At 69.3% G+C, this 22,143-nt stretch carries 21 protein-coding genes and 2 tRNA genes; 15 read left to right on the top strand and 8 right to left on the bottom strand.

Going from position 1 to position 22,143, the window contains the following annotated elements; translation table 11 throughout:
- Positions 1 to 14: 14 nt before the first annotated feature.
- From D7I44_RS17640 to pepN, 6 genes are all read right to left on the bottom strand, one after another.
- The gene (locus tag D7I44_RS17640) at positions 15 to 1,118 is read right to left on the bottom strand and encodes a mechanosensitive ion channel family protein (protein WP_120790681.1); all 1,104 of its coding nucleotides are present in this window, start codon (positions 1,116 to 1,118) and stop codon (positions 15 to 17) included.
- A gap of 12 nt (positions 1,119 to 1,130) precedes the next feature.
- Entirely contained in the window at positions 1,131 to 1,757 is a 627-nt protein-coding gene (locus D7I44_RS17635) for a response regulator (protein WP_120791052.1), read from the bottom strand.
- A gap of 38 nt (positions 1,758 to 1,795) precedes the next feature.
- Positions 1,796 to 3,058, bottom strand: coding sequence for a sensor histidine kinase (locus tag D7I44_RS17630; RefSeq protein ID WP_120790680.1), 1,263 nt, complete (start codon positions 3,056 to 3,058; stop codon positions 1,796 to 1,798).
- A complete protein-coding gene (locus D7I44_RS17625; RefSeq protein WP_245979805.1) occupies positions 3,055 to 3,966 on the bottom strand; it encodes an ABC transporter permease in 912 nt (303 codons plus the stop codon). Before D7I44_RS17625 ends, D7I44_RS17630 begins: the two co-directional genes overlap by 4 nt.
- Positions 3,963 to 4,874: an ABC transporter ATP-binding protein gene (locus D7I44_RS17620; protein ID WP_120790679.1), complete on the bottom strand. Its 912-nt coding sequence runs from the start codon at positions 4,872 to 4,874 to the stop codon at positions 3,963 to 3,965. The genes D7I44_RS17625 and D7I44_RS17620 overlap by 4 nt, the downstream gene beginning before the upstream one ends.
- 92 nt (positions 4,875 to 4,966) lie before the next feature.
- Complete coding sequence (gene pepN, locus D7I44_RS17615) at positions 4,967 to 7,528, bottom strand: aminopeptidase N (RefSeq protein ID WP_120790678.1); 2,562 nt, start codon at positions 7,526 to 7,528, stop codon at positions 4,967 to 4,969.
- 30 nt (positions 7,529 to 7,558) lie between these two features.
- On the opposite strand from pepN, the gene D7I44_RS17610 reads away from it, so the two are divergent.
- The 6 genes from D7I44_RS17610 to D7I44_RS17585 all read left to right on the top strand — a co-directional run bounded on the left by D7I44_RS17610 (position 7,559) and on the right by D7I44_RS17585 (position 13,402).
- Entirely contained in the window at positions 7,559 to 8,173 is a 615-nt protein-coding gene (locus tag D7I44_RS17610; RefSeq protein WP_120790677.1) for a mycothiol-dependent nitroreductase Rv2466c family protein, read from the top strand.
- 157 nt (positions 8,174 to 8,330) lie between these two features.
- Positions 8,331 to 9,047 carry an ABC transporter ATP-binding protein gene (locus D7I44_RS17605; RefSeq protein ID WP_120791050.1) on the top strand — a complete coding sequence of 239 codons (717 nt, stop codon included), beginning with the start codon at positions 8,331 to 8,333 and terminating at the stop codon, positions 9,045 to 9,047.
- Complete coding sequence (locus tag D7I44_RS17600) at positions 9,044 to 10,384, top strand: FtsX-like permease family protein (protein ID WP_120790676.1); 1,341 nt, start codon at positions 9,044 to 9,046, stop codon at positions 10,382 to 10,384. Before D7I44_RS17605 ends, D7I44_RS17600 begins: the two co-directional genes overlap by 4 nt.
- Before the next feature lie 19 nt (positions 10,385 to 10,403).
- Entirely contained in the window at positions 10,404 to 10,892 is a 489-nt protein-coding gene (locus D7I44_RS17595) for a ribose-5-phosphate isomerase (protein WP_120790675.1), read from the top strand.
- Positions 10,893 to 10,907: 15 nt separating this feature from the next.
- Positions 10,908 to 11,927 (top strand): Fpg/Nei family DNA glycosylase, encoded by a 1,020-nt coding sequence (locus D7I44_RS17590; protein WP_120790674.1) that lies wholly within the window; start codon positions 10,908 to 10,910, stop codon positions 11,925 to 11,927.
- An 8-nt stretch (positions 11,928 to 11,935) separates the two neighbouring features.
- Positions 11,936 to 13,402 (top strand): amidohydrolase, encoded by a 1,467-nt coding sequence (locus D7I44_RS17585; protein ID WP_120790673.1) that lies wholly within the window; start codon positions 11,936 to 11,938, stop codon positions 13,400 to 13,402.
- On the opposite strand, the gene D7I44_RS17580 is transcribed toward D7I44_RS17585, so the two are convergent.
- Positions 13,337 to 14,011, bottom strand: coding sequence for a Pr6Pr family membrane protein (locus D7I44_RS17580; protein WP_120790672.1), 675 nt, complete (start codon positions 14,009 to 14,011; stop codon positions 13,337 to 13,339). The two genes, D7I44_RS17585 and D7I44_RS17580, sit on opposite strands and share 66 nt — an antisense overlap.
- A gap of 75 nt (positions 14,012 to 14,086) precedes the next feature.
- Here D7I44_RS17580 and D7I44_RS17575 point away from each other — a divergent pair.
- The 7 genes from D7I44_RS17575 (at position 14,087) to D7I44_RS17545 (ending at position 19,047) form a co-directional block, all read left to right on the top strand.
- Positions 14,087 to 14,157: transfer RNA gene (locus D7I44_RS17575), tRNA-Gly, on the top strand.
- Between the two features lie 30 nt (positions 14,158 to 14,187).
- Positions 14,188 to 14,265 (top strand) — tRNA-Pro (locus D7I44_RS17570).
- Between the two features lie 37 nt (positions 14,266 to 14,302).
- Positions 14,303 to 15,724, top strand: coding sequence for a trigger factor (tig, locus tag D7I44_RS17565; RefSeq protein WP_162940352.1), 1,422 nt, complete (start codon positions 14,303 to 14,305; stop codon positions 15,722 to 15,724).
- 171 nt (positions 15,725 to 15,895) lie between these two features.
- A complete protein-coding gene (locus tag D7I44_RS17560; protein ID WP_120790670.1) occupies positions 15,896 to 16,486 on the top strand; it encodes an ATP-dependent Clp protease proteolytic subunit in 591 nt (196 codons plus the stop codon).
- 28 nt (positions 16,487 to 16,514) lie between these two features.
- On the top strand, positions 16,515 to 17,183 hold the full coding sequence (locus D7I44_RS17555; protein WP_120790669.1) for an ATP-dependent Clp protease proteolytic subunit: 669 nt from the start codon (positions 16,515 to 16,517) through the stop codon (positions 17,181 to 17,183).
- Positions 17,184 to 17,311: 128 nt separating this feature from the next.
- Positions 17,312 to 18,592 carry an ATP-dependent Clp protease ATP-binding subunit ClpX gene (gene clpX / locus D7I44_RS17550; RefSeq protein WP_120790668.1) on the top strand — a complete coding sequence of 427 codons (1,281 nt, stop codon included), beginning with the start codon at positions 17,312 to 17,314 and terminating at the stop codon, positions 18,590 to 18,592.
- Positions 18,593 to 18,630: 38 nt separating this feature from the next.
- Complete coding sequence (locus D7I44_RS17545; protein WP_120790667.1) at positions 18,631 to 19,047, top strand: GNAT family N-acetyltransferase; 417 nt, start codon at positions 18,631 to 18,633, stop codon at positions 19,045 to 19,047.
- Between the two features lie 162 nt (positions 19,048 to 19,209).
- Here D7I44_RS17545 and D7I44_RS17540 read toward each other — a convergent pair whose 3' ends face one another.
- A complete protein-coding gene (locus D7I44_RS17540) occupies positions 19,210 to 21,255 on the bottom strand; it encodes a M3 family metallopeptidase (RefSeq protein WP_120790666.1) in 2,046 nt (681 codons plus the stop codon).
- A gap of 94 nt (positions 21,256 to 21,349) precedes the next feature.
- On the opposite strand from D7I44_RS17540, the gene D7I44_RS17535 reads away from it, so the two are divergent.
- Both D7I44_RS17535 and D7I44_RS17530 read left to right on the top strand, forming a co-directional pair.
- Positions 21,350 to 21,940, top strand: coding sequence for an ArsR/SmtB family transcription factor (locus D7I44_RS17535; protein WP_245979804.1), 591 nt, complete (start codon positions 21,350 to 21,352; stop codon positions 21,938 to 21,940).
- Entirely contained in the window at positions 21,937 to 22,143 is a 207-nt protein-coding gene (locus D7I44_RS17530; protein ID WP_120790664.1) for a hypothetical protein, read from the top strand. The genes D7I44_RS17535 and D7I44_RS17530 overlap by 4 nt, the downstream gene beginning before the upstream one ends.

Genomic DNA, 22,143 nt, shown 5'->3' with positions numbered 1-22,143 from the left:
GCCGGGCTGATCGGTCACAGGTCCTCCTCCGACGGGTTGACGTCGGGCGGGCCGGCGTCGTTGGGCTTGCGGCGCACGGTGCGGCGCTTGGGTTTGACCGGCTCGGCCTGCACGGTCGGCAGCGGGCGCGTGCGCGGCGGGTGGGCGCCGTTGACCGACGAGACGTTCTCGAAGCCGCTCAGAATCGGGTTGGTGAGCGACGGCACGGTGACGCCGATCTCGCGCGCAGCGTCGAACACGCGCGCGTTGAGCTCGTGGGCGACGTCGTCGCGCGCGGTCGACCGCGTCTTTACCGCGATGCGCAGCACGATCATGTCGGTGGAGATCGACTGGATGCCCCACACCTCGGGCTTCTCCATGATGCGCGGCCGCCATTTGGGCTCCCGCGCCATGGCCTCGGCGGTCTTGAGGAGCTGCTCCTGCACGGCATCCACATCGTTCTCATAGCCGACCGCGACGTCGACGATCACCCGGCTCCATCCCTGTGACATGTTCCCGACCCGCAGGATCTGGCCGTTGCGCACGTACCAGAGGGTGCCGTTCACGTCGCGGATCTGGGTGGTGCGGATGCCGACGGCTTCGACCACCCCGTCGGTCGCCAGGCTCACCATGCCGGCCTCGACGATGTCGCCGACGCCGATCTGGTCCTCCATGACCATGAGCAGACCGTTGAAGATGTCGCCGATCACGTTCTGTGCGCCGAAGCCGAGGCCGGCGCCGATCGCGGCGGAGAGGATCGCGAACGACGCGAGGACGCCGGGCGCGAGCACCTGCAGCACGAGCAGCACGGCAACGATGGAGATGATCACGTTGGCGATGTTGCTGAGAACGGAGCCGAGCGTTCTGGTGCGCTGCACGACGCGCACGGTGGCGACGGGCGAGACGCTCAGCGCCTGGGTCGTCTCGACGCCCTGCGCCTTCTTCACCGAACTGACGATGCGGTGCACGATGCGGCGGATCGCGATGCGCAGGATCCACGAGGCGACGATCGCGCCGATCACGATGAGGATCGCCGAGCCGCCTCGCAGGATGACCGTGCCGAGCGGTGTCTGGAAGAAGTCGTTCAGGCTGGCCCAGAAGTCGTTGCTTGCGTTGTCTACGGGAGTGGCACTCAGCATGGTCGCCCCAGTCTACGAAGAGCGGGGCCCCGGTCCCTGGGCGAGACCGTGCTCATAGGCGAAGATCACGGCGTGCACCCGGTCGCGCAGCGCGAGTTTCGCGAGAACACGACCGACATGCGTCTTGACCGTGGATTCCGTGAGGAACAGCTCCGTGGCGATCTCGGTGTTCGACAGGCCCCTGCCGATCGCCACGAGGATCTCGCGCTCGCGCGGCGTGAGCGCCGCCGCGGCATCGGACGTGCCGCCTTCGCCCGGCAGCTGCGCGCCGAACAGCTCGATCATGCGCCTGGTGATGCGCGGCGAGACGGCTGCGTCGCCGGCGGCGACTGCCCGGATCGCGGCGAGCAGTTCATCCGGGCGGGCGTCTTTGAGCAGGAATCCGCTCGCACCCGCCCGCAGCGCGCCGAAGGCGTACTCGTCGAGGTCGAAGGTCGTGAGCACGAGCACGCGGGTTTCCGGCAGTTCGGCCGCGATGGCGGCGGTCGCGGCGATGCCGTCGCTGCCCGGCATCCGCACATCCATCAGCACCACATCGGGGCGGGCGCGGCGGGCGAGCGCCACAGCGTCGGCTCCGTCGGACGCCTCGCCCACGACCTCGATGTCGGGCTGGGCCTCGAGCACCATGCGGAAGCCCATGCGGACAAGGGCCTGGTCGTCGGCGATCGCGACGCGGGTCACGCTGTCTCCTCTGCGGGGTGTGCCGGATTCCGGGGCAGGGCGGCCGCGAGGCGCCAGCCGGCGCCGCTGTCGTGGTGCCCAGAGGCGAGGGTACCGCCGAGGGTCGACACGCGTTCGGTGAGGCCGAGCAGCCCCCGCCCGGCGCCCACCGACACGGTCGGCATGCCCGGCAGCCCGTCGTCATCGACGACGACCGCGAGCGGGTCGCCGTCGGCGTCGATCAGCACGTCGACCCGCGTCGGGCCGTGGGAGTAGCGCAGCGCGTTCGTGAGGCCTTCCTGCACGATGCGGTACACCGCGAGCTGCAGGGCAGGCTCCGCCGGCACATCGCCGGCGCTGCTCAGAGTCACCGGCAGCCCGAGGTCGCGGAATCGCTCGATGAGGCGCGGGATGTCCGCCACGGTCGGCTGCGGCGCGAGCGTCGCCGCCTCGCTCTCGCTGCCGAGCACGCCGAGCATCTGACGCATGCCGGCGAGGGCCTCGCGGCCCGTGTCGGCGACCTGCCTCATCGCGGCGGCGGCCCGCGAGGGGTCCGTCTCGGCTGCTGCGGCCGACCCCTCGGCCAGCGTGACCATGACGGTCAGGGAGTGCGAGACGACGTCGTGCATGTCGCGCGCGATGCGGGCGCGCTCGGCGACGGCCGCGAGCAGTGCTTGCTGGTCGCGTTCCCGGGCGAGCTGGTGGGCGCGGTCGATGAGCGCGTCGAGGTAGCGGCGGCGGTTGCCCACGGTGATGCCGATGGCGAGCGCGACGAGCAGCTCGATGCCGTAGACCGGGAACCACTGCGCAGGACTGTGCGCCAGCGTCTGGTTCGTGCCGAGCGGGGAGATGAGCCAGACGTACAGCGTCGAGACGCCCTCGACGGCTGCCGCGCCGATCCACGCGGCGGCGTTCGAGCGGTACACGGCAAGGCTGTACACGCCGACGACCGGCAGCACCTGCTCGGGGCTCGCGTCGGTGAACGGCGCGGGGATCAGAGCGGCGCACAGGATGGCGAAGGCGAGGATCGGCCGCGTGCGCCTGACGAAGAAGCCGATGCAGGATGCCGCGACGATCAGGGTCGCGGTCAGCGGCCACCAGGCATGCGCCGTGCCCTCGGTCGACCTGACCAGGGTCGCCAGCGTGATGAGTGTCGCGGGAAGGCCCCAGAACAGCGCGATGAGCCAGTCGGCGAGCCGCTCGTGTCGCGCCCAGAACCGCCGAACGACCCCCGGCTGGCGAGGCAGCCGGAGGTCGTCCTGTGGTTCGACCGAGCTCACGCGTCCCGGCGCTTGAGCAGGATGTAGGCCGCGATTCCGACGGCGAGGACCTCGCCGCCGAGGATTCCGAAGCCCTGCCAGCCGTTCAGCGTGATCGTGCTCGCGGTGGCGCCGCCCTGTGCGGCCGCCGGCCCGTTGGTCGCGGCGGCAGACGTGTCGCTCGCATACGCGAACAGCTGGCTTCCCGCACTGGCCGGAAGGAACGTGTTCACGTCGGCGGGCCAGTGGGTGCCGCTCAGCAGGGCGGTCAGGATGTTGAGGATGAGCGGTGCCACGAGCAGCACGCCGAGCGTGATGGCGACGCCCGCGGCGGTCGCCCGCACCAGGCTGCCGATGCCGAACGCGAGGAGGGCGATCAGCACGGCGTAGACGCTCGAGCCGAGGATCGGCAGGAAGATCTTCGAGTCCCCGAGGCTGAAGTCGATGTTCTTGTTCGCGAGGATCGGGTGGATCGCGAGGGCGGCGATCCAGGTGGATGCCGCACTGACGACGAACGTCGCGATCGCGAGCACGAGCGCCTTGGCGAGGAACGCGCCGGTGCGCCGGGGGTCGGCCGTGAAGGTGCCGCGGACCATGCCCGTGGCGTACTCGCCCGAGATGATCAGCACGCCGAGCACGGCCACCACCAGGGAGGTGAAGTTCACTCCGAGGGTGGTCACCGTCACCGCGATCGTGCCGGCGGAGTCGCCGGAGAGGTGCGGGTTGGTCGCGCCGCCGAAGTTCCCGACGGAGGCGATCAGGATCGGGAACCCGATGTTCAGAACGAACAGGATCGCGAAGCACCATACCGTCGAGCGAATGCTGCGCAGCTTGATCCATTCGCTGCGGACCAGCCGAGGGAAGCTCAGGCGGATGCCTGAAAGGCCGGCGAGCGCGTTGCTCTGCGTCGGCGCGGTTGCCGTGGTCACTGGGCCACCTCCGAGTGGTATTCGACTTCGTCCTGGGTGAGTTCGAGGTAGGCCTGCTCGAGACTGGCCGTGACGGGCGTGAGCTCGTGCAGCACGACTCCGGCGCGCGCTGCGGCCTCGCCGATCTGCTGGGCTGCGATGCCGTTGACCGACAGCGAGCCGTCGGGGGACTGCTGCACGTTCACGTCGGGTGACGCGATCGCGCCGATCAGCAGGTCCGGGGTGGGCGTGCGCACGGTGACGCGCTGCCCGGAGGCGCCCGAGAGGATGTCGGTGATCGGGGCGTCCGCCAGCACCTTGCCGCGGCCGAGGACGACGACGTGGTCTGCGGTCTGCGCCATCTCGCTCATGAGGTGGCTGGAGAGGAACACCGTGCGCCCCTGCGAGGCGAGGTAGCGGGTGAGCTGGCGCACCCAGAGCACCCCCTCGGGGTCGAGACCGTTGACCGGCTCGTCGAGGATGAGCGTCTGCGGGTCGCCGAGCAGCGCGACCGCGATGCCGAGGCGTTGGCCCATGCCGAGGGAGAAGCCGCCGACGCGCCTCTTCGCGACCGACTCGAGGCCGGTCATGTGGATGACCTCGTCGACGCGGCTCTTCGGGATTCCGTGGGTGGCCGACAGCGCGAGCAGGTGGTTGAAGGCGCTGCGGCCGGTGTGCACGGCCTTCGCCTCGAGCAACGCGCCGACCTGCCGCAGCGGGTCGTGCAGGGACGTGTACGGCGCGCCGTTGATGGTGACGGTGCCGCTGGTCGGGCGGTCGAGCCCCATGATCATGCGCATGGTGGTCGACTTGCCCGCGCCGTTCGGACCGAGGAAGCCGGTGACGATTCCTGGTCGGACGGTGAACGTGACGTCGTCCACCGCAAGCTTGGGACCGTACCTCTTCGAGAGGTGCTGGATTTCGATCATGGGCCCACCGTATTGAAGACGGGCCCCGGCGGTCATCAGCCGCGGGGCCCGTTTCGAGAGACGGATGCCTCAGACCTGGGTACTACTGCGCGCTATGCGTCGGCCGCCTGTACCTTGAGCGCGCGCTCGACGCGGGCGAGGTTCTCGACCACGAGGCGGCGCAGCGCGGCGGGCTCGGGGTTCGCGTCGACCCACTCGCGGGTCGCGTCCGCAAGCTCCTGGCTGGCGAGCGTGAACGGGTACAGCCCGTTGATGAGGCCGGCCGCGATCGCGTAGCTGCGCGTGTCCCAGATGGTGCGCAGGCTGTCGAAGTACTTCGCGATGTACGGCTTGAGCAACGCGGTGTCGTGCGCACGCTGGAAGCCGGCGCCCGTGGCGCGGACGATCAGGTTGGGTGCGCCCTCCTGCTCGACGACGGATGCCCAGGCGGCCGCCTTCCCCTCAGGCGTCGGCAGCGCCGCGCGGGCGTGGGCCGCGGCCTGGTTGCCGCTCGCCGTGTTGTCGCCGGCCAGCGCCGCGTCGATCTCGTCGGAGCCGGCCTTGCCGCCGACGACGAGCGACTGCAGCAGCTCCCAGCCGAGGTCGGTGTCGACCTCGAGCCCGGGCAGCGTCACCGATCCGTCGCGCAGGCCTGCCACGATCGCCAGTTGCGCGTCGGTGCGGGCGAGCTGCGCGAAGACCTTCACGAACTGGAACTGTGCGTCGCTGCCCGGCTCTGCCTGCTGGGCGAGGTTCCAGACGCCGTCGGCGGCCGCGACGCCCTGCGCCTCCTGCTTGGCGGGGGCGACGTAGGCGCCGACCGAGAGGACGAGCTGGTTCAGAGCGGTGCGCATGGTCGTCGAACCCGTCTCGGCGCCGACGTTGTTCAGCACGAGCTGCACGAAGTCGCTCGCCTTCGCCTCGGCGTCGCGCGTGGCATCCCACACGGCCCCCCAGACGATCGAGCGCGCGAGCTCGCTGTCGATCTTGCCGAGGTGGGCGATCACGGTCTGCAGCGAGCGCTCGTCGAGGCGGATCTTCGCGTAGGCGAGGTCGTCGTCGTTGAGCAGAATCAGGTCGGGCTGCGCGAGGCCGACCAGCTCGGCGACCTCGGTGCGCTCGCCGTCCACATCGAGCTCGACGCGGTGCGTGCGCGACAGGGTGTCGTCGGTGAGCGTGTAGAACCCGATCGCGAGGCGGTGCGGGCGGATGGTGGGGTAGTCGGGTGCCGCGGACTGCAGCACCGCGAACGACGAGAACCTGCCGTCGGCGTCCACGGAGAACTCGGGCCGCAGCGTGTTGACGCCCGCGGTCTCGAGCCACTTCTGCGACCAGTCGGCGAGGTCGCGGCCGCTCGTCTTCTCGAGCTCGGAGAGCAGGTCGACGAGCTCGGTGTTCGAGTACTCGTGCTTCACGAAGTACTCGTGCACGCCGGCAAGGAAGGCGCCCTGGCCGACCCATGCGACGAGCTGCTTCAGCACGGACGCGCCCTTGGCGTAGGTGATGCCGTCGAAGTTGACCTGCACGTCTTCGAGGTCGCGGATGTCGGCGACGATCGGGTGCGTGGAGGGCAGCTGGTCCTGGTTGTACGCCCACGACTTCTCGGTCGAGGCGAAGGTCGCCCACGCCTCGGCCCACTCGGTCGCCTCTGCGGTGGCGAGCGTCGACGCGTACTCGGCGAACGACTCGTTGAGCCAGAGGTCGTTCCACCACTTCATGGTGACGAGGTCGCCGAACCACATGTGGGCGAGCTCGTGCAGGATCGTGACGACGCGGCGCTCGCGCACGGCATCCGTCACCTTCGAGCGGAAGACGTATGCCTCGGTGTGCGTGACCGCCCCCGCGTTCTCCATCGCGCCGGCGTTGAACTCGGGAACGAAGACCTGGTCGTACTTCGCGAACGGGTACGGGTAGCCGAACTTCGCCTCATAGAACGCGAAGCCCTGCCGGGTCTTCTCGAAGATGTAGTCGGCGTCGAGGTAGGGAACCAGCGATTTGCGGGCGTAGACGCCGAGGGGAATGGTGCGGCCGTCTGCCGAGGTGAGCTCGCTCGTCTCACCCCGATACGGTCCGGCGATGATCGCCGTGATGTACGACGAGAGCACCGGCGTCGGGTCGAAGACGTAAGTCACCGAGTCCTTGAGTGACTCGCCGTCGATGGGGCCCGAGAAGATCGGCTCGGGGGTGGGGGAGTTGCTGATGACGGTCCAGTCTGAGGGCGTCGTGACCGTGAACTGGAAGCTCGCCTTGAGGTCGGGCTGCTCGAAGACGGCGAACACGCGCCGCGAGTCGGGCACCTCGAACTGCGAGTAGAGGTACACCTCGCCGTCGACGGGGTCGACGAAGCGGTGCAGGCCCTCGCCGGTGTTCGTGTAGAGCGCGTCGGCGATCACGACGAGCGTGTTCGACGCCTGCAGCCCGGGCAGCTGGATGCGGACGCCGTCGCTCACAGCTGCGACGTCGAGCTCGGCGCCGTTGAGCTTGACCGAGTGCACGGTCTTGGTGATGAAGTCGATGAAGGTCGAGGCGCCCGGGGTCGCCGAGAACGTCACCTTCGTCTCGCTGCGGAACACCTCGGGACCGGTCGTGAGGTCGAGCTTGACCTCGTAGGAGTGGGTCTGAACGACCGCCTTTCGTTCGGCGGCCTCGATTCGCGTGAGGTTCTCTCCAGGCATAGGAACAACCCTACGGACTAGAACAGAGGCATGACTGACGTTGCGCGCACCGCGGTGGATTTCTGGTTCGACCCCTCGTGCCCCTGGGCGTGGATGACTTCGCGCTGGGTCGACGAGGTGAGCACGGCGCGTGACCTCGACGTGACGTGGCACATCATGAGCCTCGCGATCCTGAACGAGGACAAGGACGTCTCAGACAGCTACCGCGCGAATTTCCCACGCCTGATGCGCTATGCCCGGCTGGTGGCCGCCGTCGAGCAGCGCGAGGGCCAGGCATCCGTCAAGCCGCTCTATGACGCTCTCGGCACCCGCATCCACCCGGGCGGCTCGAAGGACGCCGACGCGGTGATCGCCGACGCGCTCGCCGAGGTGGGGCTTCCCGCCGACTACGCCCGCTACGCCGACAGTGACGAGTACGACGCCGAGCTGCGCGCGAGCCATGACGACGGCATCGAGCGAGTCGGGCAGGAGGTCGGCACCCCGATCATCGCGGTGAACGGCACCGCATTCTTCGGACCCGTGATCTCGCCGACGCCGCGCGGCGAGCAGGCGCTGACGCTGTGGGACGGCATCGTCGCGGCCGCGTCCTACGACGGCTTCTTCGAGCTCAAGCGCACGCGCACCAGGGGACCGCAGTTCGACTAGCGGAGTCGGCGGCGTGTACGGCGACTCCGCGTGCGTGCCGGGCGGGGACCGGCACGCCAGTACACACTGACCTCGGTCTCAGGTACGACGGATGCCTGCGCCAAGACCCGCCTCGCGGGCGATGTGCGCAGTGTCCGTCGCCGGAACCATGGAGAGCATGCAGACCCTCATCGAGGCCCGCAGCCTTTTCAAGGACTTCGGACCCACCCGTGCACTGCGCGGCGTCGACCTCACCGTCTCGGCCGGCGAATCCGTCGCCATCATGGGCCCGTCGGGCAGCGGAAAGACCACGCTGCTGCACAGCGTCGCCGGCATCGAGACGCCGGACGCCGGGCAGGTGCTGCTGCATCGCCTGGGCACCACCGTCGACGTCGCCGCCCTCTCCGACCGCCGCCGCAGCGAGCTGCGCCGCACGGCGTTCGGCTTCGTGTTCCAGCAGGGCCTGCTGCTTCCGGAGCTCACGGCGGCCGAGAACGTGGCGCTTCCCCTGCTGCTCCTCGGCACTGCGCGGGCGGATGCCGAGTTCGAGGCCGCCCGCCTGCTCGACCTCCTCGGCATCGGCGACAAAGCGCAGTCGCGCATCGGCGAGCTCTCCGGTGGCCAGCAGCAGCGCGTCGCGATCGCTCGGGCCCAGGCCGCGCAGCCCGAGGTGGTCTTCGCCGATGAGCCGACCGGCGCCCTCGACTCCGTGACCTCGGCAGAGGTCATGGCGGCGCTGCTCGCCTCGACGGTCGGGTCGGGGCGAGCGCTCGTCGTCGTCACGCACGACGCCGGAGTCGCGGCCCGCTGCGACCGCACCCTGCACATGGCCGACGGCATGATGGTCGAGAGCACTGGCGTCGAGGCGGCGGCACGGGCGGGGGAGACGTCGTGAGGCTCCTCACCATCGCCCGCCTGTTCGCGCGGCGCGCGGGAGGCGACGCGGCCACGGTCGTTCTGCCTGCGACCGCCTTCGCCGTCGTGACGCTGTGCACCACCGTGGTCGCGGGCGGTGTGTCCGCCTTCTTCACCTTCGGCGGCGAGACCGCAGTCACGTACCGCATGCTCGCCCTGCTCGCGCTCGTCCTGCTCGTCGTCCCGCTCGCGTCGCTCGGCGGCGCGGCCGCACGGCTGGCCGCTCGACGCCGTGACGAACGGCTCTCGAGCCTCAGGCTGTTGGGCGCGTCCAGCGGCCTGGTCTCCGCGCTGACCGTGCTGGAATCCACCGCCATCGCCCTTCTCGGTGCTGTCGTCGGCGCCGTCGTCTCACTCGTGGCGCTGCCGCTGTTCGGGCTGCTGCACTTCGACGGCAGAGCGCTGGGCGGCGCCATCTGGCCGCCCGTCTGGGTGTTCTTCGCAGTCATCGGCGCGGTCGGGCTGCTCAGCGCGGTGAGTGCCGCCGTCGGCCTGCGCGGCGTCCTGCTCACCCCGCTAGGCGTGCGCACCCGCGCCGTCAGCGCGCAGGCGAAGTGGATCCGTGCGCTGGTGGCTGTCGGGGTGCTCGTCGCCGCGGTCGCGGTCTCGAGCTCGCTCAACGCACTCGCGTCGATCGGGGGTCTGGTCCTGGTGATCGCGGTCCTGCTCGGCGGCTTCGCGGCGGTGCTCGCGGTGCTCGGTCTCGTGGGGCCGTTCGTGCTGCGACTGTTCGCCCAGCGCTGGCTGAAGCGCGCGAACTCGCCCGCACGGCTGATCGCTGCGCGCACCGTGCTCGACGACACGAAGGCCGCGTGGCGCCAGGTCGGCGCGCTCTCGATGGTGAGCTTCGTCGGGGTCTTCACCGGCATCGGGGTGGCCTTCACGCAGACGATCGGCAACGAGGACGCCGCGACGCGGCTGCTTGCCGCCGACATCCGCACCGGTGTCGTGCTCACGCTCGCCATGTCGTTCGCGATGGTCGCCTGCGCGATCGGCGTGAACCAAGCTGCAGGCATCCTCGACCGCCGGGCGCTGTACGTGAGCCTCGACCGCATCGGGATGCCGGCCGCCGTGATGGACGCCGCTCGTCGCAGGGCCGTGCTCGCACCGCTGCTCGTCGTCACGATCGGCTCCGCCGTCGCGGCCGCCCTGGTCCTGTTCCCGCTCACGGGGTACACGCTGCTGCTGCAGCCGCTCGGCCTCGCGATCGTCGCGGGGTGCCTCGCGCTCGGCATCGGGCTCGTCTGGGCCGGCCTCGCGGCGACGCGCCCGGTGCTGCGCAGGGTGCTCGCCATGGGCATCCTCGACGCCGTCTGACGCCGATATTCTGGTCAGCATGCGCATCCACATCGCCACGGACCACGCCGGACTCGACCTCAGCCAGAAGATCCAAGCGCACCTGCGCGAACAGGGTCACGAGGTCGTCGACCACGGCCCCACGGCGTACGACGCGCTCGACGACTACCCCGCCTTCTGCATCAACGCCGCACATGCCGTGATCGTCGACCAGCAGGCGGGTGTGCACGCGCTCGGTGTCGTCTTCGGCGGCTCGGGGAACGGCGAGCAGATCGCCGCGAACAAGGTGAAGGGCATTCGCGCGGCGCTCGTCTGGAACGAGTCGACGGCGCTGCTCGCCCGCCAGCACAACGACGCGAACGTGATCTCCATCGGCGCGCGCCAGCACACCGAAGACGAGGCGATCCGCTTCATCGATCTGTTCGTCGCCGAGCCGTTCAGCGGGGAGGAGCGCCACGCGCGCCGTATCGCGCAACTCGCCGAGTACGAGGCGACCGGCGACATCGCCGGCAAGGGCGTCGATCACTGATGCCGGTGTCGTTCGATGCCTGAGGGTCACTCCGTCCACCGCATCGCCCGGCAGTTCGCCCGCAACTTCGTCGGGCACCGGGTAGCCGTCTCGAGCCCGCAGGGCCGCTTCGCCGCCGGGGCGAAGATGCTCGACGGAGCCACCATGTCGCGCGCGACCGCTGTCGGCAAGCAGATGTTCCTCGAGTTCGACAACGGCCTCTGGCTGCGCGTTCACCTCGGCCTGTACGGCGCATGGGATTTCGCAGGCGAGATCACGACGGATGCCACGATCAGGTCCGCAGGCGGCCGGATGGGCCGGACGAACCAGCGCGGCACTGACCTTCCCGACGACACCGAGCTCGAGACCGACCGCGACTACCTCGACGACGCCGCGGGCGAAGACTCGGTGCGGTCCATCGGCGCCCCGCGCAAGGCTCGGCTGCACATGGCAGAGTCCGAGAAGGAGAACGACGACGCGGACTTCGACTTCCCCCCGCCGCCCGTCGGCGCGGTGCGCGTGCGCCTGCTCACCGATACCGCCTGCGCCGATCTGCGCGGGCCGACCGCGTGCGAGGCGATCACGGCGTTCGAGGTGCAGCAGGTGATCGACCGGCTCGGCCCCGACCCGCTGAACGACGACTCGCAGGCCGCCGAAGACCGGGTCGTCGCCGGCATCCGCAAGTCGAACCAGCCGGTCGGCCAGCTGCTCATGGACCAGTCGGTCGTGAGCGGCATCGGCAACGTCTACCGCGCGGAGATGCTGTTCCGCGCGCGCCTCGACCCGTTCACCCCGGGAAAGAAAGTGCCCGAGGAGACCGCGAGGGCACTCTGGCGCGACTGGGTTCACCTGCTCGACATCGGCGTGCGCACCGGCCAGATGATGACGATGGACGGCTTGACCGGCGAGGCCTATCGCCGCGCGATGGCGAAGCGCGATGATCGCCACTGGGTCTACCACCGCGCCGGCGAGCCGTGCCGGGTGTGCGGCACGCCGATCGCGATGACCGAGCTGGCGAACCGCAAGCTCTACTGGTGCCCGACCGACCAGAAGTGAGGCATCCGATGACATTGACGTTCAGCGGCGCGCGACTCATCGACGGCCGCATCGTCGACGTCACCGTGTCGGGCGGGACCATCACCGCGGTCACGCCGGCCGGCGAGCTGCCGACGGTGGGCGAGCACGTCGAGCTCGACGGCCACGTGCTGATCCCCGGCCTGTGGGACCGGCACACGCATTTCGCGCAGTGGGCGCAGTCCGCCAGGCGGGTTCAGCTCGGCGACGCGGGTTCCGCGGCGGATGCCGCGGCCGTGCTCGCCGCGCACGCCGAGACGCACCCCGACGGCGACCTCGTCGGGGTCGGCTTCCGCGACGCCCTGTGGCCCGACGCGCCGCACTTCGCGCTGCTCGACGAGGCGCTGGGGGACGACGCGGACCCGGAGCGTCGCGTCGTCGCCGTGAGCGCCGACCTGCACACGGTGTGGCTGAACTCGGCCGCGCTCAAGGCGCACGGCTTCTACGAGCACCCGAGCGGGGTGCTGCGCGAGCAGGACGCGTTCGCCGTGATCGACGCCCTTGACGACGTACCGGAGGCGACTGTCGACGGCTGGGCCCACGAGGCGGCCGAGGCGGCCGCGGCCCGCGGCGTCGTCGGAATCGTCGACTTCGAGCTGGGCTTCGCCCCCGACGCGTGGCGCCGCCGCTTCGCCGCCGGGTTCGACGAGCTGCGGGTCGAGGCCGCGTTCTACCCGGAGCGGCTCGCCGACGTGCTCGCGCTCGGTCTCGGCGGGGGAGCGCAGCTCGACGCGAGCGGCCTGCTCACCCTCGGCCCGCTCAAGGTGATCACCGACGGCTCGCTCAACACACGCACCGCGTACCTGCGCGAGCCATACGCAAGCGACGTCGGCGCTGACGAGCGCGGGCTGCTCACGGTGCCGCCCGACGAGCTCATCGAGCTGCTGCGCCAAGCGGTGCGCGCCGACCTGCAGGCGGCGGTGCACGCGATCGGCGACCGAGCCGTCTCGCACGCCCTCGACGCGTTCGCTCTCGCCGGAGCACGCGGCTCGGTCGAGCACGCGCAGCTCGTCCACCCGGAGGACCTGTCGCGCTTCGCCGAGCTCGGCGTCACCGCGAGCGTGCAGCCCGAGCACGCGATGGACGACCGCGATGTCGCCGAGCGGTACTGGGGCGCGCGCTCGCGGCGCGCGTTCCCCCTGCGCAGCCTGCTCGAGAGCGGGGCAACGCTCGCCTTCGGCTCCGACGCCCCCGTTGCGCCGCTCGACCCGTGGCTCGCGATCGCGTCCGCCGTCTTCCGCACCCGCGGTGACCGCGCGGCCTGGCACGCAGAGCAATGCGTGACGGTGCAGCAGGCGGTGCAGGCATCCGTTCGCTCATCGATCGCCGTCGGCCAGCCCGCCGATCTCGTCGTGCTGGGCGCGGACCCGCTGGGCGCCGAGGTGGCGGAGCTACGCAGCCAGCCGGTCGTCGCGACGATGGTCGCCGGCCGGTTCAGCTACGACGCGATCCGCTGAGCGGCGCAGCAGGATGCCCGGCAGCCTGCTCGCCGCCCAGAACAGCAGCGCGACCACGGTCGCGATGACGACGATCGCGCCGCAGTAGACGGCGACACTGCCGTAGCCGGTCGCCGGGTCCATGAACGGGTACGGCACCCAGCCGTCGCTCGCGCCGCGGATCAGCGTGACCGAGAGCCACGCGACCGCGTACGCGTAGATCACCCAGAGCCTGGAGAGGCGCAGCGGCGCGCGATCGCCGACGAGCAGCCAGTCGAGCAGGCAGTAGGCGGGAACGACGGCGTGCACGACGTCGTTCGTCCACGGGATGGGGACCGGCGTCACCGCGGCGAGCAAGGTCCAGAACACCGTCCCGACGATGAAGATGTAGGTGGTGACGGCGGCGCGCGCATACTCGATCCACCGCACGCGGCGGCCGCGCAGCAGCGCGATGCCGGCGAAGGTCAGCACGAATCCGGCAGCCAGATTGTTCTGGTTGGTGAAGTAGCCGAACCAGTCCCACGGCCACACCGAGACGCCGCGGCGCGCGTCGTTGACGAACGAGGTGCTCAGGGCGGCGAGCATGAGCGCGCTGACGGCGAATCGCAACGCTGCGATGGCGTACTTCACGGGGGCGAGCGTAGCCCGGCTACGCCCATGCCGTATGCTTGACAGGCTGCCTTCCGGCGGCGAAGAACACCTTCCGGGGGTGTAGCTCAATGGTAGAGCCTCAGTCTTCCAAACTGATTACGCGGGTTCGATTCCCGTCGCCCCCTCGCGGTACAACCGTGCGGATCGCATGCATCCGGGGCGTAGCTCAGCTTGGCTAGAGCGCCCGCTTTGGGGGCGGGAAGTCGCAGGTTCGAATCCTGTCGCCCCGACCACTGCCGCTTGAACGTCCACCATCTAGGAGAACCACCAGTGCCCACCACTGTCGAACAGCTGAGCCCGACGCGCGTCAAGCTCACCACCACGGTCTCGCCGGAGCAGCTGAAGCCCAGCATCACCCACGCCTACGAGCACATCGCGGCCGACGTCACCATCCCCGGCTTCCGCAAGGGCAAGGTGCCCCCCGCGATCATCGACACCCGGGTCGGCAAGGGAGCCGTCCTCGAGCACGCGATCAATGACTCGCTCGACGGCGCCTACCGCGAGGCCGTCACCGAGACCAAGGTGCGCCCCCTCGGCCGCCCGGAGGCCGACGTCGTGACCGTGCCCGACGTGAACACCTTCGCGGGCGACCTCGTCGTCACCTTCGAGGTCGACGTCCGCCCCGCGATCAGCGTGCCGGACTACGACAAGGTCGCCGTCACCGTCGAGACGTCCGAGATCACGGACGCCGACGTGGAGGAGGAGCTCCACCGCCTGCGCAGCCGCTTCGGCACGCTCGTGACCGTCGACCGCCCCGCGAAGTCCGGCGACTTCGTGCAGATCGACCTCGAGGCGAAGATCGGCGACGAGGTCGTCGACAGCGCCGAGAACATCTCCTACGAGCTCGGCTCCGGCGATCTGCTCGACGGCCTCGATGACGCGCTCGAGTCGCTCACGGCCGGCGAGGACACGACCTTCACGTCGAACCTGCTCGGTGGCGACCACGAGGGCGAGGAGGCCGAGATCTCGGTCACCGTCAACTCCGTCAAGGAGCGCGAGCTGCCCGAGGCCGACGACGACTTCGCTCAGATCTCGAGCGAGTACGACACCATCGCCGAGCTGCGCGAGGGCCTCAAGTCCGAGGCTGCGAAGTCGAAGGCCTTCGCCCAGGGCAACGAGGCGCGCACCAAGCTCGTCGACCTGCTCCTCGAGCAGGCCGAGATCCCAGTCCCTGAGGGCGTCATCGAAGACGAGGTGCACCGCCACCTCGAGGCCGAGAGCCGCCTCGAAGACGACGTGCACCGCGCCGAGGTGAAGGAGGCGAGCGAGAAGGCCCTGCGCACGCAGATCCTCTTCGACGAGATCGCCGAGTCCGAGAAGGTCACGGTCAGCCAGAACGAGCTCACGTCGTACCTCGTGCAGGCCTCCGCCCAGTACGGCATGGACCCGAACGAGTTCATCAAGGTCCTGGCCGACAACGGCCAGATCCCGCAGATGGTCGGCGAGGTCGCCCGCAGCAAGGCGATCTCGCTCGTCCTCGGCAAGGCCGTCGTCACGGACGAGGCCGGCAACCCGGTCGACCTGAGCGAGTTCGCGGTCGTCGACAACCCCGAGGACGACTCCGACATCATCCTCGAGGCCGAGCCGCAGCCGACCGAGGAAGAGGCCGTCGAGAGCGCAGCCGAGGCCATCGCCGAGGCGAACAGGCCGGCGAAGAAGAGCAAGAAGAAGGCCGCCTCCGAGGAGGAGTAGGCGAGTACGCGATACGGATGCCGGGCGCCACGTGCCCCGGCATCCGTTGTCGTTAATCGACACTGCACCGTCTGAGCGCCACGCACATGCGCCGTGGGCGAACAGTCCCGGTCCCGTGCGTTGCCCCCCGATAGATTCGATGCAGCTACTCACTGAAACGGAGCATCACACATGGCCGAAGCGACACTGCCCAACAGTGTTTTCGATCGACTGCTGAAGGACCGGATCGTCTGGCTCGGCGAAGAGGTGCGGGACGACAACGCCAACGAGATCGCCGCGAAGCTCCTCCTCCTCGCCGCCGAGGACCCCAAGAAGGACATCTACCTCTACATCAACTCGCCCGGTGGCTCGATCACGGCCGGCATGGCGATCTACGACACCATGCAGTTCGTCCCCAACGACATCGTGACCGTCGGCATCGGCATGGCCGCGTCGATGGGCCAGCTGCTGCTCACCGCGGGCACCAAGGGCAAGCGGTACATCACGCCGAACGCGCGCGTGCTGCTGCACCAGCCGCACGGCGGCTTCGGCGGCACCGCGAGCGACATCCAGACCCAGGCCGCGCTGATCATGGACATGAAGAAGCGGCTGGCCGAGATCACCGCCGCTCAGACCGGGAAGTCGGTCGAGCAGGTCACCGCCGACGGCGACCGCGACCACTGGTTCAACGCCGAGGAGGCGCTCGCGTACGGCTTCGTGGACCACATCCGCGAGAGCGCGGTCGACGTGTCCGGCGGCGGCGGCACGGACCCTCAGGCGTAGGCGAGAAGCAGAGACGAGGAACTGACTGATGGAGACCCCCACTTTCATGGCAGGCGGCACCGGGCTGCAGATGCCGAGCTCGCGCTACATCCTGCCGAGCTTCGAAGAGCGCACGGCGTACGGCTACAAGCGCCAGGACCCCTACGCGAAGCTGTTCGAGGACCGCATCATCTTCCTGGGCGTCCAGGTCGACGACGCGAGCGCCGACGACATCATGGCGCAGCTGCTGGTGCTCGAGAGCCAGGATCCCGACCGCGACATCGTGATGTACATCAACTCGCCTGGTGGCTCGTTCACGGCGATGACGGCGATCTACGACACGATGCAGTACATCCGCCCGCAGATCCAGACGGTCGTGCTCGGCCAGGCCGCGTCGGCCGCCGCGGTCCTGACCGCCGCGGGCACGCCGGGCAAGCGCCTCGCGCTGCCGAACGCGCGCATCCTGATCCACCAGCCCGCCGTCGGCGAGGCCGGTCGAGGTCAGGCCTCCGACATCGAGATCCAGGCGAACGAGATCATGCGCATGCGCACCTGGCTGGAGGAGACGCTGGCGAGGCACTCGAACCGCACCCAGGAAGAGGTCAACAAGGACATCGACCGCGACAAGATCCTGTCGGCGGCCGAGGCCCTGGAGTACGGCCTCATCGACCAGGTGCTGACGAGCCGCAAGACGATTCAGGCCGCCCTGGCCAAGTAGTCAGGACCGACGGGTAACACTCAGGGGCCGACATCGCGCAGATACCTGCCGATGTCGGCCCCTCGCGTTAGGCTCAACCCAGGCACCCCGCCACCCGCGACGGGGCTGTGCTTTCGACAGGAGATGGAATGGCACGCATCGGAGAGAGCGCCGATCTGCTCAAGTGCTCGTTCTGCGGCAAGAGCCAGAAGCAGGTCGTGCAGTTGATCGCCGGCCCCGGCGTGTACATCTGCGACGAATGCGTCGAACTGTGCAACGAGATCATCGAAGAGCGCATGGCGGATGCCGAGGCGGGAAGCTCGGGCGAGTTCGAGCTTCCTAAGCCGAAAGAGATCTACTCCTTCCTCGAGGAGTACGTGATCGGCCAAGACGCGGCGAAGAAGGCGCTGGCGGTCGCCGTCTACAACCACTACAAGCGGGTGCGCGCCCGCAACGCGATCGGCCCAGCCGACGTCAAGGCCGACGAGATCGAGATCGCGAAGTCGAACATCCTTCTGATCGGTCCGACGGGGTGCGGCAAGACCTACCTCGCGCAGACGCTCGCCAAGCGGCTGAACGTGCCGTTCGCGGTGGCCGATGCGACGGCCCTGACCGAGGCGGGCTATGTCGGCGAAGACGTCGAGAACATCCTGCTGAAGCTGATCCAGGCGGCCGACTACGACGTCAAGCGGGCAGAGACCGGCATCATCTACATCGACGAGGTCGACAAGATCGCGCGCAAAGCCGAGAACCCGTCGATCACACGCGATGTCTCCGGCGAGGGCGTGCAGCAGGCGCTGCTTAAGATCCTCGAGGGTACCGTCGCCTCGGTCCCGCCGCAGGGCGGCCGCAAGCATCCGCACCAGGAGTTCATCCAGATCGACACGACGAACGTGCTGTTCATCGTCGCCGGCGCTTTCGCCGGGCTGGAAGAGATCATCTCGGCCCGCGCGGGCAAGAAGGGCATCGGTTTCGGCGCTCCGCTGCATGTCAAGGGCGACGACCTCAATCTGTTCAGTGAGGTCCTCCCGGAAGACCTGCACAAGTTCGGCCTGATCCCCGAGTTCATCGGTCGCCTGCCCGTCGTGACGACGGTGACGCCGCTCGACCGCGAGGCGCTCATCCAGATCCTCACCGTTCCGAAGAACGCGCTCGTCAAGCAGTACCAGCGCATGTTCGAGCTCGACGGTGTCGAGCTGGCTTTCGAGACGGGCGCCCTCGAGTCGATCGCCGATCTTGCCGTGCTGCGCCAGACGGGTGCCCGCGGTCTGCGCGCCATCATGGAAGAGGTGCTCGGCCCGGTCATGTTCGAGGTGCCGTCGACCGACGAGGTCGCGCGGGTCGTCATCACGCGCGAATCGGTCGAGTCCAATGCGGCGCCCACGATCGTCCCCGTGCGGGCTTCGCGCCGCGAGGAGAAGTCCGCCTGACCCTCAGCGCCAGGCGCCGCGTTGCGGCCGATCGACCGATGGTCGTGTGTTGGATTCCCGATGCTGCGGCGCTCTACCTGTTCGGCGGCCCGGCTCCGCGTTGGCCGTTCGACGTCGCGCAGCTGAGTGCTTCCGAATCCCGGGCGGGCCACACTGCCTGGGTCCTCGTCGAAGACGACGTGTTGGTCGGGCAGTTCGAACTCACGGTGACCGGCGACGACGCCTGGCTGAGCCGCGTGATCCTGGATCCCGCGCAGCGGGGGCGAGACCTCGCCCATGTGCTGGTCGCGTCGGCGCTCGATCAGGCCAGGGCGCAGGGCGCTTCACGTGTCGGTCTGCACGTGATCGTCGGCAATCATCCGGCGATCCGCAGCTATGCCGCCGCTGGATTCGCCGCGGTCGACGGGGCCGAGCGTCCAGACGTCGTCGCGATGCGCGTCGACCTCCAGAGCTGACCATCGGCATACCTTCGCCGCATTTCGATGAGGGCACCATTTTTCGCGCCATGCCACCATTGGCGCCCGCCCCCCACCAATGGTGGCGAGAGCTCAAGAAATGGTGCCCTGGTCGAAGTGCGCGTGAGGTGACGCGTCGGCCCTGCGCGCTGGGCGCCGCTGCTAGTCGAGGAGGCCGCGGCGCTTCAGCAGCGGGGCGAGCTCGGCCCTGCGGCCACGGAAGTCGACGTAGGCCTCGATCGGGTCCTTCGTGCCGCCGACGCCGAGCAGGCGGGCACGGAAGCGGGAGCCGTTCTCGCGGGTGAGGCCGCCGTTCTCCTTGAACCACTCGACGGTGTCGGCGTCCAGCACCTCGCTCCAGATGTAGGAGTAGTACTGGGCGTCGTAGCCGCCCGAGAAGGTGTGGGCGAAGTACGAGCTCTGATAGCGCGGCGGAACGGGCGCGAAGTCGAGGCCGACAGCCGCCAGGGCGGATGCTTCGAAGGCGGCCACGTCTGTCACGGCCTCCGCCTGCTCCGGGCTGAGCACATGCCACGCCTGGTCGAGCAGCGCCGCCCCGAGGTACTCGCTGGTCGAGAATCCTTCGTTGAACGTCTCCGAGGCGGTGATGCGGTCGACGATGTCCTGTGGGATCGGCTCGCCCGTCTCGTGGTGCTTGGCGTAGTTCGCGAGCACCTCGGGCCACAGCATCCACATCTCGTTGACCTGCGACGGGAACTCGACGAAGTCGCGGTGCACGCTCGTGCCGGAGAACCGCGGGTAGACGGAGTGGCCGAAGAGGCCGTGCAGCGCGTGCCCGAACTCGTGGAACAGTGTGTGCACCTCGTCGAAGGTGAGCAGGGTCGGCTCACCCGCAGCGGGCTTCGGCACGTTGTGGTTGTTGACGACGACGGTGGTGGGCTCGTCGAGCAACTCCGACTGGTCGACGAGGCTGTTCATCCAGGCGCCGCCGCGCTTGGAGTCGCGCGTGTACAGGTCGTAGAGGAACAGGCCGAGCTTCGAACCGTCCTCGTCGAACACCTCGAAGACGCGCACATCGGGGTGGTAGCCCGCGAGGTCGGCCCGCTCGGCGAAGGTGATGCCGTAGAGCTTCGTCGCCGCGAAGAAGACGCCGTCGTGCAGCACGCGCTCGGCCTCGAAGTACGGTCGTAACGCCGTCGTGTCGACGTCGTACTCGGCGACCCGCACTTTCTCGGTCCAGTAGTCCCAGTCGGCTGCGCCGACGGGGGAGCCGGCCGTCGCCTCAAGCGACGCGTGCTCGCGGCGCGCATTGCGCCCCGCGGCCGGCGCGAGCGTGCCGAGCATCTCCGCCACATTGGCGGCGCTGCCCGCGGTCTGACCAGCCGTGACGAAGTCGGCGTGGCTCGCGAAGCCGAGCAGTCGGGCACGCTGCGCGCGCAGGCTGACGAGCTCGAGCACGAGCGGCCGGTTGTCGTTGGCGCCTTCGCGCGCACCACGTGAGCGTGAAGCGGTCATGATGCGGTGGCGCACGTCGGTGCGGCTCAGCGACGAGAGCCACGGATGCCCGGTCGGAAGCACAAGGGTGACGAGGTACTTCCCCTCCAGCCCGCGCTCTTTCGCCGCCTCGGCGGCGGCCGACAGCTCGCCGTCCCCGAGGCCGTCGAGCTCGGTCGCGTCGTCGAACACCACGGCGAGCTCGTTGGTGTCGGCGAGCAGCTGCTTCTCGAACTTCGCCTGCAGGCCCGAGATGCGCTGGTTCAACTGCGACAACTGCGCCTTCGCCTCCTCGTCGAGCCCAGCGCCTGCGAGCGTGAGGTCGGTGAAGTAGCGCTCGACGAGGTAGCGCGACTCGGCGGTGAGGTCGTCGCGGGCGTCCAGACCGTCGCGCACGGCCCGGATGCGCGCATACAGCGCCGCATTGAGGTTGATCGCGTCCTCGTGCGCGGCCATGCGCGGTGCGAGTCGCTCATCCAGCGCGTTGGTCGCGTCCGTCGAGTCGGCCGACGACTTGTTGTAGAACACAGCGGCCACGCGGCGCAGCGTGCGCCCCGCGCGCTCCAGTGCGACCAGGGTGTTCTCGAACGTCGGTGCGTCGGGGTTCGCGGTGATCTGCTCGATCTCGGCAAGATGCTCGGCGAAGGCCGCCTCGAAGGCCGGCTCGTAGTGCTCGTCGGCGATGAACGCGAACGGCGGCAGCCGGTACTCAAGAGTGCTGGGCGAGAGGAGCGGGTTCGAGGCATCCGACATATCGCCACCCTATCGAGCGCCCGCGCACACAAGCAAAGAATGCGTTGCAAATGTTTACTTGCAAAGGATGCTTTGCACCTCTAGCCTGGGAAACATGGCACATCTTCCGCATCGCGAACTCGACGTCGCCGCCATGAAGGGGCTGTCGCACCCGCTGCGGGTGCAGCTGTTCGACAAGCTCAGCGAACTCGGCCCCATGACGGCGAGCCAGCTCGCCGAACTGCTCGGCGAGTCGAGCGGCGCGACGAGCTATCACCTGCGCCAGCTCGCCAGGCACGGTCTCGTCCGCGAGGTCGAGGGGCGCGGAACGGCCCGCGAGCGCTGGTGGGAGAGAGTGCCCGTCGCGGTCACGATCACCGATCGCGGCCCGAACGACACCCCGGCAGGCCGCCAGCTCGCCGAAGACCTGTCGCGCAGGCAGATCGACGTCGAGTCGCAGAACGCCCGCGACTTCGTCCGCTACGCGCGCGATCGTCTGCCCGCGCGCTGGAGCGAGGTGAACGACTTCTCGCTGAGCAATCAGCACCTGCCGCCCGAGGTGCTCGAAGAGCTGATCAGCCGCTACCACGACCTGCTCCAAGAGGTCGTCGGCCCCTACCGCGGCAAGCAACTCCCGGGCACCCGCCCCGTCCAGATCCAGTTCAACGCCTTCGCCCTCATCGGGGGAGAGGAAGTGACGGAATGACCGCCATCTCGGTGCGCGCCGCGCACACCAGTCCCTTCGACCGGCTGCTCGTGCGGCTCGGCCTCGCTCTCGTCCATCTCGGCCGCGCCCGCGCGACCCGATACGAGCGGATGCTGCGTCGGGAACGCGCGTTGCTCGCGGCCGAACGCCGCCGTGCCGGCTATGAGCGCGAGCTGCTCGAGGTCATCGGCCCACGCCGCTGA

Source organism: Gryllotalpicola protaetiae, assembly GCF_003627055.1.
Lineage (GTDB): Bacteria > Actinomycetota > Actinomycetes > Actinomycetales > Microbacteriaceae > Gryllotalpicola > Gryllotalpicola protaetiae.
Note: the sequence above shows the minus strand (reverse complement) of the source record. Positions and strands in the feature narration are given on the sequence as shown.